The 13,202-nt window shown below is 70.1% G+C and carries 12 protein-coding genes; 3 read left to right on the forward strand and 9 right to left on the reverse strand.

Annotated features, from left to right (window positions below; all coding sequences use genetic code 11):
- Positions 1-9 precede the first annotated feature (9 nt).
- The 5 genes from DEU35_RS12965 to DEU35_RS12985 all read right to left on the reverse strand — a co-directional run bounded on the left by DEU35_RS12965 (position 10) and on the right by DEU35_RS12985 (position 6,541).
- The gene (locus DEU35_RS12965) at positions 10-2,964 is read right to left on the reverse strand and encodes a DEAD/DEAH box helicase (protein ID WP_116239760.1); all 2,955 of its coding nucleotides are present in this window, start codon (positions 2,962-2,964) and stop codon (positions 10-12) included.
- 241 nt (positions 2,965-3,205) lie between these two features.
- Entirely contained in the window at positions 3,206-3,616 is a 411-nt protein-coding gene (gene nusB, locus DEU35_RS12970) for a transcription antitermination factor NusB (protein WP_103209542.1), read from the reverse strand.
- 2 nt (positions 3,617-3,618) lie between these two features.
- Complete coding sequence (efp, locus tag DEU35_RS12975; protein ID WP_056231743.1) at positions 3,619-4,179, reverse strand: elongation factor P; 561 nt, start codon at positions 4,177-4,179, stop codon at positions 3,619-3,621.
- Between the two features lie 72 nt (positions 4,180-4,251).
- Positions 4,252-4,710: a type II 3-dehydroquinate dehydratase gene (locus tag DEU35_RS12980; protein ID WP_116239761.1), complete on the reverse strand. Its 459-nt coding sequence runs from the start codon at positions 4,708-4,710 to the stop codon at positions 4,252-4,254.
- A gap of 13 nt (positions 4,711-4,723) precedes the next feature.
- On the reverse strand, positions 4,724-6,541 hold the full coding sequence (locus DEU35_RS12985; protein WP_116239762.1) for a sugar phosphate isomerase/epimerase and 4-hydroxyphenylpyruvate domain-containing protein: 1,818 nt from the start codon (positions 6,539-6,541) through the stop codon (positions 4,724-4,726).
- Between the two features lie 62 nt (positions 6,542-6,603).
- On the opposite strand from DEU35_RS12985, the gene DEU35_RS12990 reads away from it, so the two are divergent.
- The 3 genes from DEU35_RS12990 to DEU35_RS13000 all read left to right on the forward strand — a co-directional run bounded on the left by DEU35_RS12990 (position 6,604) and on the right by DEU35_RS13000 (position 9,607).
- A complete protein-coding gene (locus DEU35_RS12990; RefSeq protein ID WP_103209535.1) occupies positions 6,604-7,236 on the forward strand; it encodes a TetR/AcrR family transcriptional regulator in 633 nt (210 codons plus the stop codon).
- A gap of 144 nt (positions 7,237-7,380) precedes the next feature.
- Complete coding sequence (locus tag DEU35_RS12995) at positions 7,381-8,274, forward strand: shikimate dehydrogenase (protein WP_116239763.1); 894 nt, start codon at positions 7,381-7,383, stop codon at positions 8,272-8,274.
- A 13-nt stretch (positions 8,275-8,287) separates the two neighbouring features.
- On the forward strand, positions 8,288-9,607 hold the full coding sequence (locus DEU35_RS13000) for an MFS transporter (RefSeq protein ID WP_103209530.1): 1,320 nt from the start codon (positions 8,288-8,290) through the stop codon (positions 9,605-9,607).
- A gap of 233 nt (positions 9,608-9,840) precedes the next feature.
- Here DEU35_RS13000 and DEU35_RS13005 read toward each other — a convergent pair whose 3' ends face one another.
- The 4 genes from DEU35_RS13005 to aroC are packed head-to-tail and all read right to left on the reverse strand — an operon-like array spanning position 9,841 to position 13,202.
- Entirely contained in the window at positions 9,841-10,377 is a 537-nt protein-coding gene (locus tag DEU35_RS13005; protein WP_116239764.1) for a GNAT family N-acetyltransferase, read from the reverse strand.
- Positions 10,374-11,450: a 3-dehydroquinate synthase gene (aroB, locus tag DEU35_RS13010; protein ID WP_103209525.1), complete on the reverse strand. Its 1,077-nt coding sequence runs from the start codon at positions 11,448-11,450 to the stop codon at positions 10,374-10,376. The genes DEU35_RS13005 and aroB overlap by 4 nt, the downstream gene beginning before the upstream one ends.
- Positions 11,447-11,989, reverse strand: a complete 543-nt coding sequence (locus DEU35_RS13015; RefSeq protein WP_103209522.1) for a shikimate kinase — start codon at positions 11,987-11,989, stop codon at positions 11,447-11,449. The genes aroB and DEU35_RS13015 overlap by 4 nt, the downstream gene beginning before the upstream one ends.
- Positions 11,976-13,202: a chorismate synthase gene (gene aroC, locus DEU35_RS13020; protein ID WP_116239765.1), complete on the reverse strand. Its 1,227-nt coding sequence runs from the start codon at positions 13,200-13,202 to the stop codon at positions 11,976-11,978. Before aroC ends, DEU35_RS13015 begins: the two co-directional genes overlap by 14 nt.

The following is a 13,202-nucleotide window of genomic DNA, read 5'->3' on the forward strand; positions in this document are numbered from 1 at the left end:
CCCACTCGATCAGGGCCCGAGCAGTCCCCGGATGTCGTCGGCGTCCAACGACGCCGCGAACGCATCGTCGTCGTCGATCACCGCGTCGAACAGCGCAGCCTTGCGATGTTGCAGGGCCCGCACCTTCTCCTCCACCGTGCCCGCGGCGATCAGCCGGTAGACGAACACGCTCTTCGTCTGCCCGATGCGATGCGCGCGGTCGATGGCCTGCGATTCCGCGGCGGGGTTCCACCAGGGGTCGAGCACGAACACGTACTCGGCCTCGGTGAGGGTCAGGCCGAACCCGCCCGCCTTGAGACTGATCAGGAAGACCGGGGCGTCTCCCCCGCGGAACCCCTCCACCACGTCACCGCGTCGGGACGTCGACCCGTCGAGGTGCGCATACGACAGGCCCGCGGCATCCAGTCGCTGCGCCGCCATGTCGAGGAACGAGGTGAACTGACTGAAGACCAATGCCCGGTGGCCCTCGGCGGCGACCTCGACGAGGCGCTCGAGCAGGACGTCGAGCTTCGCCGAGCCGAGGTGCGCATCGTGTTCGTCGACGAGCCCCGGCGCCAGCGCGAGCATGCGCAAGAGCGTCAGCGAACGGAACACGATGAAGCGCTGCCGATCGAGATCGTCGAGAAGCCCCAGCACCTTCTGCCGCTCGCGCTGCAGCACCCGGTCGTAGAGCTCCTGGTGGGCGGGGCCGAGGGGAACGGCGATCTCCTGCTCCTGCTTGGGAGGGAGATCGGATGCCACCACGTCCTTCGTGCGACGAAGCAGGAACGGCCGCACCCGTCGACGCAGGCGCTCCAGCGTCTTCTCCCGGTGTGCGCTCGCCGCGGCCGCCGAGATGGCGGTGGGGGCATCGGCGGGCAGCTGTTCGATCGCGCGCGTGTAGTCCTCGCGGAACTGGCGGATCGAGGGGAACAGCCCCGGGGCGGTGAGAGCCAGCAGCGCCCAGAGGTCGTCGAGACCGTTCTCGATGGGAGTGCCCGTGGCAGCGAACACGGCGTCCGTCGTCAGCGACGCGATCGCCCGGTGGATCCGTGTCGCCGGGTTCTTCACGAACTGCGCCTCGTCCAGCACGACGCCGGCCCAGTGCGGGACGCCGAACTCGTCGGCATCCGTCCGCACGACCCCGTAGGGTGCCACCACGATGTCGGCGCCCGCGGCGATCGCGGCGACCGTCTGCGTCCGCCGCACCGAGGTGGTCTCGACGAGCGCGACCCGCAGATCGGGGGCGAAACGCGCGGCTTCGTCCCGCCAGGTGGGCAGCACCGACGTGGGGGCGACGACGAGCCAGGGACGGCCCTCGCCGAGAGCGCGGGTATGCGCGACCAGGGCGAGCAACTGCAGGGTCTTTCCGAGCCCCATGTCGTCGGCCAGGATGCCGCCGAGTCGGTGCGCGTGCAGCAGCGCGAGCCACGACAGCCCCTCGCGCTGGTACGGCCGCAGTTCGGCGCGGAACCCTTCCGGCGTCGGCACCGCCGGCACCTCCGCGACATGGCGCAGGGCGCGCGCCAACCCCCGCCACTCCACGGCCGCGTCGGACTGGTCGGCGAGGTCCTCGAACTCCGCCCACAGCGAGAGGTGGGTCCGCGGGAGTCGCGGACCGGTCTCCCACTCGTCGAGAGTCGCGGCCTCCTCCAACAGATCCCGCAGACGCTGGAGAGCCGGGTGCGCGAGAGAGAACCACGCTCCGTCTGAGAGCTTTATACGCGTCCGGCCGCGCGACAGGGCGGAGAACAGCGTCCCGAACGGAATCGTGCGCCCCTCGATGGTCACGACGATCCCCAGGTCGAACCAATCCCGGTCGAGGGACTCCACCGCTGTGATGCGCAGCGACGGGTCTCCACGCAGCTCGCGGAAGGTGGGCGCGGTGCCCGTCGTCCTCACCCGCACGTCGTCGAGGACGTCGACCGCGGGGAGCACGCGCGTCACGAACACGGCGGCATCGGCGTCGCGCAGAATCGCGCTCGCCGAGATCGGCAGGTCGGATGCCGCCGACATCCACGCCGACTCGAACCGTTCCCCGATCTGCGCCTCGGCTCGCAGCTCGCGTTCGGGATCGTGTCCGTCCGAGCCGTAGACGACCCGATGGCCGCCGGGATACGCCCAGGTGAGGTGGTACGTCACGATCTCGTCGTCGTCGTAGCCCACCGCGACCTCGAGCGTGGGGCGAGCCGCCGGAGGCGCCGGCACCCCCGCCCCCACCGATAACGGCGCGCGCCGCGCGAGACGGGGGTAGACCTCTGCCACGAACTCCGCGGCGTCGGACGGGGGTACATCGACCGGGGGCGCGCCCAGGAGAGACGGCAGCGGCTCGGGCAGATCGACAGCTGCGAGCACGACCGGCACGGGGTCGACGTCGACCTCGTAGGAGAACAGCCCCGAACCGCCCATCGCGCGGGCATGCGCGGCATCCGTCGACCGCCCGTCGATGTCGAGGGCCGCAGACACGCGGAGCGCTCCCCCACCGACCGCGTCGAGAGCCACGCGGACCTCCGCTTCGCGCGCAAGACGCACCCGCTGCTGCGCGTGCATCGGAACGAGGGGGATGCCGAGCCCCTCGGCCGCGGCGAGATGCGGCCACAGGAGCGGCGAGTCGATGGCGTCGAGCGCCACGGTGTCCCCCGAGGGAGCGAAGGGCCCCGCCGTGCGCAGGGCCTGCGCCAGGGCGTGGAGCTCGGCGAACCACCTCACGTGCGCGGGGGCGAACCGCCCGGAGGACCGTCTGACGGCATCCCACGTGGCATCCGCGCGGATCCATGCCTCGCGCGCCCCGAGCACGAGAGGGCGGGCGACGAGCTGGAGGTCGTCCTGTCGCTTCGCGAGCGATCGTGGAGTCACCGGCACCACCGCACGCGCACCCCAGCGCGACGGGTCGTAGGCCTCGCGCTGGCGCAGCTCGATACCGAGGGCGAGCGGCTCGAACGCGGTCGTCTCGCCCGCGGGGACGAGGTCGCGCCACGAGGTCACGGTTCGATCCTTCCGTGAGCCACTGCCATCGTGGTCGGTACGGCGCCCCCGGCGACCTCTTGGTACGCATAAACGCGATTGGCGCGCATAAACGCGCTGTCCTCGCGTTTATGCGCGCGGATCGCGTTTATGCGTGGGGTGCGAGCCGCGGGCGGCAGCTCGCCGCCGCCGCGGGGGCGGAAACGAGGCGACGCGGCCACCGACGAGAGGTCGGGGCCGCGTCGGAACACGTCGCACGAGGTCAGGACGAACGCGCGATCCGCGCCAGCACGCCGTGCACGAACGATCCCGAGTCATCGGTCGAGAACTCCTTGGCGAGCTCCACGGCCTCATCGATCGCGACGGCCGTGGGCACCTCGTCGTTGTAGAGGATCTCCCACGTGCCCATGCGCAACAGCGCGCGGTCCACGGCGGGCATGCGCTGAAGCGACCAGTCCTTCGCGAACGTGGTGATCTGTTCGTCGATCGCGTCGCGGTTGTCGATCACGCCGTCGACGATGTCGCGGGCGTACAGCCACGAGGCCTCGCGAGCAGGCTCGTTCGCCGCGCGCTTGGCTTCGGTGGCCAGCATGATCGCCAGCTCTTCGCCGCGCACGTCGGCCTGGAAGAGGATGTCGAGGGCGCGCTTGCGCGCTTTCGTACGGGCGCTCACCGTCAGCTGATGCGGCCGAGGTACTCGCCGGTGCGAGTGTCGACCTTGATCTTGGTGCCGGTCTCGAGGAACAGGGGAACCTGCATCTCGTAGCCGGTCTCGACCGTGGCGGGCTTGGTGCCGGCCGACGAGCGGTCGCCCTGCAGGCCGGGCTCGGTGTACGTCACCTCGAGGATGACGGACGGCGGCATCTCGACGTACAGCGGGTTGCCGTTGTTGAGGGCGATCTGCACCTGCTGGTTCTCGAGCAGGAAGTTGGCGGCGTCGCCGACGGTGGCGGCACCAACCGTGATCTGGTCGTAGTCGGCGACGTCCATGAAGACGAAACCGTCGCCGTCGTTGTACAGGTACGTGAAGTCGCGGCGGTCGACGTTCTCGGTCTCGATCTTGGCGCCGGCGTTGAAGGTCTTGTCGACGACCTTGCCGCTCATGACGTTCTTCAGCTTCGTGCGGACGAACGCGCCGCCCTTTCCGGGCTTGACGTGCTGGAACTCCACGACGCTCCAGAGCTGACCGTCGATGTTCAGGACGACGCCGTTCTTGATGTCTGCAGTGGATGCCATGAGTGCCGATATTCCGTTTCGTGAGTCGAAGTGGGCGAGAGCCCGACGTCAGAGTCTACGTGATCCCTGCCGTCAGCCGTCGGCCCGACCCACGACCACGTTGATGAGCAGGTCGACGGCGCGCGCGTAGCCGGGCACCCCTTCGCCGATGACGTGCACGACGGCGACGTCTTCGATGTAGGAGAAGTGACGGAAGCTTTCGCGCTCCGTGATGTTCGAGATGTGCACCTCGGCGACGGGGAGGGAGACGGATGCCAGCGCATCCCGCAGCGCGACCGAGGTGTGCGTCAGCCCTCCGGCGTTGATGACGATCCCGGCGCAGTCGAGTCGTGCGGCGTGGATCGCGTCGATCAGCACGCCCTCGTGGTTGCTCTGGATCGCGCGAACCTCGTGCCCGTGCCTCTCGGCGGCCTCGGTCGTCACGCGTTCGACGTCGGCGAGGGTGTCGCGGCCGTAGATCTCGGGCTGGCGGGTCCCGAGCAGGTTGAGGTTCGGGCCGTTGACGAGCAGCAGTCGGCGGGGGGTGGTCATGCCAGGCACGCTATCAGCGCCGCCCCTGGGCGCTGAGTCGCACGGGGGCCGTGCCCGCGCCGTAGCCCGCGTAGTCGTCCACGCGCTCGACGAACTCGAGGAAGACCTCGCCGATCGTGCGCGTGTAGAAGTGCAGGTACTCCCCCGCGTGGTCGCGGTCGTACCCCAGGTGCAGCTCGCGTAACTCGTCGACAGCGGCATCCGTCATCTCGAAACGCGCCGCGAGGTCGTCGTAGTAGTTACGGGGCATCGCCAGCGGGACGAAGCCCCGCTCACGGGCGGATCGGGCGAGGGCCCGCACATCGCTGCACGCGAACGCGACGTGCTGGGGCAGAGCGGCGCCGGCGCGCTCCCCGGCCAGGATCGGAGGGGCGACGTTGAGGGGAAGGCGGACGCCGCCGCCGGGGGCGCCGAGAACGCGGCTGGCGACGAGACCCTGCGGCCCCGGCACCTCTGTACTGCTGTCCACCCGCAGGGCGAAGCCGGCGGTGTAGAACAGCGTCGCTTCCTCGATGGCCTGCCAGGGCTGCGACAGACTGACGTGGTCGACGCCCACCACGGCACTGGCGCGCTCGGGCTCGCCATGCTCGAACTCGGCGACCCAGGCGGGTTCGCCCTCGTCGGCGGCCTGCGCCCAGTAGACCTCGGTGCCGTCCGGGGCGACGGCGCCGTCGAGGCGTTCCTCGCTCGCGTAGGTGCGGCGGTAGGCGCGAGGGACGTGCAGCTCGTCCATGCGCAGGTCCACGGCCTCAGCGTCGTCGACCTCGAGGCCCACCGCAGCCAGCCGCGGCTCCCAGCCGCGGGCGTGCTGCTCGTTGAGGACGAGGCGGGCGTTGCCGGCGGTCCACAGCGTCACCGGCTTCGTGCGGTGGCGTCCGCGCGAGGTGAACCCGAGCTGACCGAGCAGCTCCTCGACGGCCGAGGTGTCCTCCGCCTTGATCTCGACGAAGTCGACTCCCGAAGGGGCCGCCGAATCGGGGAGCATCGCCAGATCGTCGCGGCCCACGGCATCCGGGAGCACTCTCGAGACGGCGTCTTCGAGCCAGCGCAACGAACGGCGCGCGTGGCGGGCCGTCCGGCGCGCGTCGGTCTGTCGGAACGTGTCGTTGAACACCTCGAGCGACCACGGACCGGTGTACCCGGCCGAGACGATTCGCGCGGTGAAATCGACGAGGTCGAAGTCGCCCTCGCCCGGGAACAGGCGGTGGTGCCGACTCCACGAGAGCACGTCCATGCTGAGCCGCGGGGCATCGGCGAGCTGGACGAAGAAGATCTTCTCCGAGGGGATGTCGGCGATCGCGGAGGTGTCATGCCCGCGCGAGAGGATGTGGAAGGAGTCCAGACACACCCCCACCGCGGGGTGGTCGGCGAGCTCGACGATGCGCCACGCGCGGCGGTAGTCGTCGACGAAGCGCCCCCAGGCCAACGCCTCGAAGGCGATCCGGATGCCGTAGTCCCGGGCGAGATCGCCGAGTCGCCGCAACTGCGCGGCCGAGACGGCGTCGTCGTCGATCGTCGCGGTCGCGACGTTGCTGCAGCACAGCACGAGGTCGATTCCGAGGCGGTTCATGAGGCGGAACTTCGCCTCCGCGCGGCGCAGGACCACGGCGAAGGCCGGCTCGTCGACGCCTTCGACGTCGCGCAGCGGCTGGTACAGGTCGAGAGCGAGGCCCAATCTGCCGGCGAGGGCGGCGATCTCCTCGGGGCTCTCGGGCGCGGCGAGCAGGTCGGGCTCGAAGATCTCGACGCCGTCGAAGCCGGCGTCGGCGCACGCGTGGAGCTTGTCGGCCAGGGTGCCGCTGATGCAGACGGTCGCCATCGAGGTCCTCATGGCGGCCGAATGTACCAGTTAGTACAAACGTGGTCCACTCCCCTCTCCAGTAGGTTGGGGTCATGGCCGAGGCACGTCGAGACGCCGAACGCACCCGCTCCGAGCTGCTGGCCGTGGCGACCGAGGTGTTCGCCGAAGACGGCTACTCGGGTGCCCGCGTCGATGAGATCGCGGCCCGCACGCGCACCACCAAGCGCATGATCTACTACTACTTCGGCAGCAAGGACGGTCTGTATCGGGCCGTGCTCGAACAGGCCTACCGCGGCATCCGCGAGGCTGAGCGCGCGATCGACGTCGACCACGCCGACCCGGTGGATGCCATCCGCGCCCTCGCCGAGCTCACCTACGACCACCACGTCGGCCACGATGCTTTCATCCGCCTCGTCGCTATCGAGAACATCCACCGCGGGGCCTTCATTCGCCAGATCGAGGGGCTGCGGACCCTGTCGCAGCCCGCGAAGGGGCTGCTCGACGAGATCCTCGAGCGCGGGCGCGCGGCGGGGATCTTCCGGACCGACGTCGACGCGATCGACGTGCACCTCGTCATCAGCTCGTACTGCGTGTTCCAGGTCGCTAATCAGTACACCTTCGGGCACCTCTTCGATGTCGACCTCGCCTCGCCCCACCGGCGGACGCACCTGCGCGCGGTCATCGGCGACGTCGTGGTCGGGTGGCTGACGGCACCGTCGCGCTGAGGCGGTCCGGGTCTCTCGCCCCGCGCGCCGACCGCGGACAGCGGCAACGGCACCGGAATCGATCGTTGACACCGTCGGCGAGGCATGATTTCCTCTGAACGTACCGGTTAGTACATAATCGCCTCGCGGACACGAAGGAGTCCCGTGAACGACGCGCACCCGTATCTCGTCGGCCTCATCGGCACGGGGGTCCTGCCCTCGCTGACGCCGCCGATGCACATGGCTGAGGCTCGCGCCCTCGGAATCACGTACGTGTATCGCCCCCTCGACCTCACCGCCCTGGGGATCGCCCCCGACCGCATCGGCGACCTCCTCGCCTGGGCCGAGCGACTCGGGTACGACGCCGTCAACGTCACGCACCCCTGTAAGCAGAGCGTGCTCGCCCACCTCGACCGCGTCGATCCGGTCGCCGCCGCTCTCGGCGCCGTCAACACGGTCTTGTTCACACCCGCCGGCCGTGTGGGCTACAACACCGACACGACGGGCTTCGCCGCGGCCTTCGGTGACGGACTCCCCGGTGCCGGTACCCGACACGTCGTCCAGCTCGGCGCCGGAGGGGCTGGCTCGGCAGTCGCCGACGCCCTGTTGCGTCTCGGAACCACTCGCTTGAGCATCGTCGACCTCGACCCGGTTCGCGCGACGGCTCTCGCGGACGACCTGGGCCGGCGTCATCCGCTCGCCGCCGTCGATACGGCCTCTGCGGCCGATCTGCCCGCGGTACTCGCCGACGCGGACGGGCTCGTGCACTGCACCCCGGTCGGCATGGCGGAACACCCGGGCCTCCCCCTCGACGCCGACCTGTTGCGCCCCGAGCTGTGGGTCGCCGACATCGTGTACCGCCCGCTCGACACCGAACTTCTCGTCACCGCACGCGAGCGCGGGTGCCGCACCCTGAGCGGCGGACGCATGGCGGTCCACCAGGCCGTCGCCGCCTTCGCCCTCATCACCGGGACGCGACCCGATCCCGACCGTATGACCGCTCACTTCCTCGACCTCGTCGCCGCCGACTCCCCCGTCGATCCGGCCCTCGCCCGCTAAGGAGCACTCGTCCATGACCACCACCGCAACGACGCGGAAGACTCCCGTGAGGGCGGCCACGGCCAGCTTCATGGGAAGCGCCGTGGAGTACTACGACTTCTTCCTGTTCGGCTCCGCCGCCGCCCTCATCTTCCCGACGGTGTTCTTCCCCTCGGGCGACCAGGCGGCGCTGGTGATGTCGTTCGCGACCTTCGGGTTCGCCTACATCGCCCGCCCGTTCGGCGCGATCATCCTCGGCCACTTCGGCGACCGCATCGGACGCCAGAAGGTGTTGATGTTCACCCTGCTGCTGATGGGGCTGTCGACCTTCGTCATCGGCTGTCTCCCCGGGTTCGCGCAGATCGGCTGGTTCGCCCCCGTGCTGCTGGTGCTCTGCCGTCTCGCCCAGGGTCTCTCCGCCGCCGGCGAGCAAGCGGGAGCGTCGTCTCTCACCCTCGAGCACGCTCCGGATTCGCGGCGTTCGTTCTTCACCTCGTGGACGCTGACCGGCACCCAGGGCGGCCAGATCCTCGCGGCGTTGATCTTCATCCCGGTGGTCGCCCTGCCCGATGACATCAAGTTCTCGTGGGGCTGGCGCGTGCCGTTCTGGCTGAGCGCCGTCGTCGTGATCGTGGCGTTCTTCATCCGACGGAGCCTGCACGAGACGCCCGAGTTCGAGCAGGCCAAGGCCGACGGTCAGATCGCCCGCATGCCGCTGGTGCCGCTGCTGAAGAATCACTGGCGCGACGTGTTGCGAGTGATCTGCTGCGCGTTCATCGCCGCGGTGTCGACCGTCTTCGGCACCCTCGCGATCGCCTACGGCAAGGAGGAGGGTCTCGACGCGAGCGTCACGCTGTGGCTCGTCGTCGTGGCCAACGTGGTCGCACTGTTCACGCAGCCGCTGTTCGGCACCCTCGCCGACCGCATCGGCCGCAAGCCCGTCTTCATCTACGGGGCGCTGTCGTCGGCGGCCTTCATGCCGTTCTACATGCTGTCGATGGGCGCCGGGAACAACCTGGTCACTTTCGGTCTCGCGATCCTCACGTTCTCGTGCGGATACGCCGCGGCCAACGCCGTGTGGCCCTCGTTCTACGGCGAGATGTTCAGCGTCCGGGTCCGCTTCTCGGGCATGGCGATCGGCACCCAGCTCGGCTTCCTCATGGCCGGCTTCGCCCCGAGCATCGTCGCCGCCCTCGGCGGCGGATCAGCCGGCGGCTGGGTCGTCATCAGCCTCTTCACCGCCGTCATCGCCGTGATCGCCTCGGTGAGTGCCCTCACCGCCCGCGAGACGAAGGACGTCCCGACCGATCAGCTCGGTCTCGCCGCTGAGCGCCGCGTCGCCTCGACGGTCTGACCGACACGCGCACGCCCCGTCTTCTCCGGAGGGCGGGGCGTGCGCGGGTGATCTCGAAAGGCCGCGCTCGACGTCGGATTCGAGACGGAATCAGGACCGGATGCCACCGCCTCGGCAGTCGCGCGCCTCGTCGATCCGGAGATTCGCAAGGGGTTCGAAGACGGGGGCGGGGTGGCCCGATCACAGCGCGGTAATCCGACGTGCGCGCGGCCGTCCGCGCAGCGGAATGCGCGTCAGAGCGTGCGAAGCGACCGACTCATGGCGAGTTCGGCGCCGATGGGACCGGTGAAGGTCTCGCCCGTCGGAGCGAAGCCCGCGCGCCGGTACACGGCCTGGGCACGGGCATTGTCGACGTGCACGTCGAGAGACAGGGTCTCGAAGCCCTGGCCGGCGCTCCAGTGCGCGGCGGCGTCGAGGAGGGCGTCGATCGCCCCGCTCCCCCGCGCCTCGGGGGCGACGTAGACGCCGACGACGTCGGCGCGCCCCGTACCCAGCCGCCGCCCCGTGTGGTCGACATCTCCCACACGGCGCACCAGCACGGTCACCGATCCGACCCACGCGTCGCCGTCCTCGGCCACGAACATCGCCGCGGCCGATCCCGTGGCGCCGCCCGCCGCACGCTCGTCCCAGAAGGCCGGATCGCGATCCTGCTCCTCCTCGTAGCTGGTGAGGAAGGCGATGGATGCCACCGGGTCGCTGACCGCACGTAGTCGCAGCTCGCGCACGCGGCCGCCCTCATCCGCGCGCACGCGGCGCACGGCGATGCTCACGCACCGACCTCCTGGTATGCCGCGAACAGCAGCGATTCATCGGGCGCCTGCAGCACGGTGGGACGCGCGAGATCGTCGAGCACGATGAAGCGCAGCATGCTGCCGCGGCTCTTCTTGTCGCGCTGCATCGTCGCCTTGAGGGTCTGGAACGCCCCGGCCCGGTACGTCGTCGGAAGCCCGAGCGACTCCAGCACCGTGCGGTGGCGCTGAGCGACGTCATCCGAGAGCCGACCGGCGAGGCGCGACAGCTCGGCCGCGAACACCATGCCGACCGAGATCGCCGCGCCGTGACGCCAGCGGTACCGCTCGGCGTGCTCGATCGCGTGTCCGAGGGTGTGCCCGTAGTTCAGCACTTCCCTCAACCCCGCCTCGCGCAGGTCTTCGCCGACCACGCGCGCCTTCATGTCGATCGCGAGTTCGACGCAGCGACGGAAGCCGTCCCCGCGGGGGTTCACGATCCCCTCGGGATCGGCCTCGATCAGATCGAGGATCTCCGGATGCCAGATGAAGCCCGCCTTGACCACCTCGGCGAAGCCGGCGGTCGCTTCGTTCTTCGACAGCGTATCGAGCAGGTCGAGATCGCACACCACGGCGACCGGCGGCCAGAATGCACCGACGAGGTTCTTGCCCTCGGCGGTATTGATGCCGGTCTTGCCGCCCACCGCGGCGTCCACCATTCCCAGCACGGTTGTCGGAACCTGCACGAGAGCGACGCCGCGGAGCCACGTCGCGGCGACGAAACCGGCCAGATCGGTCACCGCTCCCCCGCCGAAGCCGACGACGACGTCGGTGCGGGTGAAGTCCGCCTGCCCCATGACCTGCCAGCAGAACGCCGCCACCTCGACGCGCTTTCCGGCCTCGGCGTCCGGGATCTCGGCCAGCAGCACCTGACGATCGCCCATGAGCTGGGCGCGAAGCTCCTCGGCCTGCTTCGCGAGCGTCGGCGGGTGGACCACCAGCACCTTCTGCGCGCCCGCGGGCAGCGTCTCGCCGAGCGAGGACAGAAGGCCCCGTCCGATCGTGATGTCGTAGCCGGGCTCGCCGGCGACGCTGATGGTGGTGGTGTCGGTCATGCCGTCTCTCCGGCCGGCACACGGCGTGCCCAGGCCACGATGTCGTCGACGACTCGCGCGAGCGGGCCCGACGAGGTGTCGAAAGCGATGTCGGCGGTCTGCTCGTAGACGGGCCGCCGTTCTTCGAAGATGCGCTGCCACCGTGCGGCGGGGTCTTCTCCCCCGAGCAACGGCCGTTCATCGCCGTGGATCCGGGATGCCACGACGTGCGGCGCCACGGTCAGCAGCACGACGCGGTGCGCGCGCAGACGTTCGCGCGTCAGCGGGTCGAGGACCGCTCCCCCGCCGAGCGCGACCACGCCGCCGCGACCCAGGGCCTCGACGACCGCCTCGCGCTCGAGGGCGCGGAAGTGCGGCTCTCCGTGGGCGACGAACAGCGCCGGGATCGGGCCGTGGTCGCGGACGACGAGCTTGTCGGTATCGGTGAAGGGCGTGCCCAGCGCTCGCGCCACGCGGCGCCCGACGCTGGTCTTGCCCGCGCCCATCGGACCGATGAGCACGACGGCAGGGCCGGCGGGGGGCTGCTCAGGCGAGGTCATGCGCGAGGAGCGCCGCGTCGGACGCGTCGGTCGTGCGCAGCGTCTCGGGCAGGTTCGCGAGATAGGTCTCGACGTTGCGGCGGGTCTCGACGATGTTGTCGCCGCCGAACTTCTCGAGCACGGCGTCGGCGAGGGTGATCGCGACCATGGCCTCGGCCACGACACCGGCTGCCGGAACCGCACAGACATCGGAGCGCTGGTGGTGTGCCGCCGCGGTGTCGCCGGTCGCCACATCGACCGTACGGAGGGCCTTAGGGATCGTCGCGATCGGCTTCATGCCGGCGCGCACGCGGAGCACGGTCCCCGTGGACATGCCGCCCTCGGTGCCGCCCGCACGGTCGGACGACCGTGTGATCCCGTCGCCCGTGGCGAACAGCTCGTCGTGGGCCTGCGATCCACGGCGGGTGGTGGTGAGGAAGCCGTCGCCGACCTCGACGCCCTTGATCGCCTGGATGCTCATGAGTGCCTGAGCGAGCCTGGCATCCAGGCGACGATCCCACTGAACGTGGGAGCCCAGCCCCGGCGGAAGGCCGTAGGCGAGGACCTCGACGACGCCGCCGAGGGTGTCACCGGACTTCTTCGCATCGTCGACCTCGTCCACCATGGCGGCGCTCGTCTCGGCGTGGAAGCAGCGCAGCGGATCGGCGTCGAGACGGTCGACGTCGTCGGGCGTGGGGAATTCCGCGTCGTCGGGGACGCGGACGGGACCGATCGAGAGGGTGTGGCTGACGAGCCGGATGCCGAGCTCGTTGAGGAACGAACGGGCGACGGCACCCAGGGCCACGCGCGCGGCCGTCTCGCGGGCCGAGGCGCGCTCGAGGATCGGGCGCGCCTCGTCGAAGCCGTACTTCTGCATGCCGACGAGGTCGGCGTGACCGGGGCGCGGCCGCGTCAGGGCGGCGCCGCGCCCGCGCGAACGGTCGGAGAGCTCGACGGGCTCAGGGCTCATGACCTCGGTCCACTTCGGCCACTCGGTGTTGCCGATGCGCAGCGCGATGGGGCTGCCGATCGTGAAGCCGTGCACGATGCCCGTGGACAGCGATAGTTCGTCCTCTTCGAACTTCATGCGCGAACCGCGGCCGTATCCCAGGCGACGGCGCGCCAGTTCGGCGCGGATCTGCGCCGAAGAGATGGGGACACCGGCCGGCATCCCTTCCATGAGGGCGATCAGCTCGGGGCCGTGGGACTCGCCGGCGGTGAGAACGCGAAGCAT

It is taken from the genome of Microbacterium sp. AG157 (assembly GCF_003385695.1).
GTDB classification, from domain to species: domain Bacteria; phylum Actinomycetota; class Actinomycetes; order Actinomycetales; family Microbacteriaceae; genus Microbacterium; species Microbacterium testaceum.

What these genes read in the sequence shown, in the direction of transcription:
- DEU35_RS12990 (WP_103209535.1), top strand. Translation starts at nt 6,604, where the DNA reads ATGGCCGAGGCACGTCGAGACGCCGAACGCACCCGCTCCGAGCTGCTG.
- aroC (WP_116239765.1), bottom strand. Translation starts at nt 13,202, where the DNA reads ATGCTTCGCGTTCTCACCGCCGGCGAGTCCCACGGCCCCGAGCTGATC.
- DEU35_RS13000 (WP_103209530.1), top strand. Translation starts at nt 8,288, where the DNA reads ATGACCACCACCGCAACGACGCGGAAGACTCCCGTGAGGGCGGCCACG.
- DEU35_RS13015 (WP_103209522.1), bottom strand. Translation starts at nt 11,989, where the DNA reads ATGACCTCGCCTGAGCAGCCCCCCGCCGGCCCTGCCGTCGTGCTCATC.
- DEU35_RS12985 (WP_116239762.1), bottom strand. Translation starts at nt 6,541, where the DNA reads ATGAGGACCTCGATGGCGACCGTCTGCATCAGCGGCACCCTGGCCGAC.
- efp (WP_056231743.1), bottom strand. Translation starts at nt 4,179, where the DNA reads ATGGCATCCACTGCAGACATCAAGAACGGCGTCGTCCTGAACATCGAC.
- DEU35_RS12980 (WP_116239761.1), bottom strand. Translation starts at nt 4,710, where the DNA reads ATGACCACCCCCCGCCGACTGCTGCTCGTCAACGGCCCGAACCTCAAC.
- aroB (WP_103209525.1), bottom strand. Translation starts at nt 11,450, where the DNA reads ATGACCGACACCACCACCATCAGCGTCGCCGGCGAGCCCGGCTACGAC.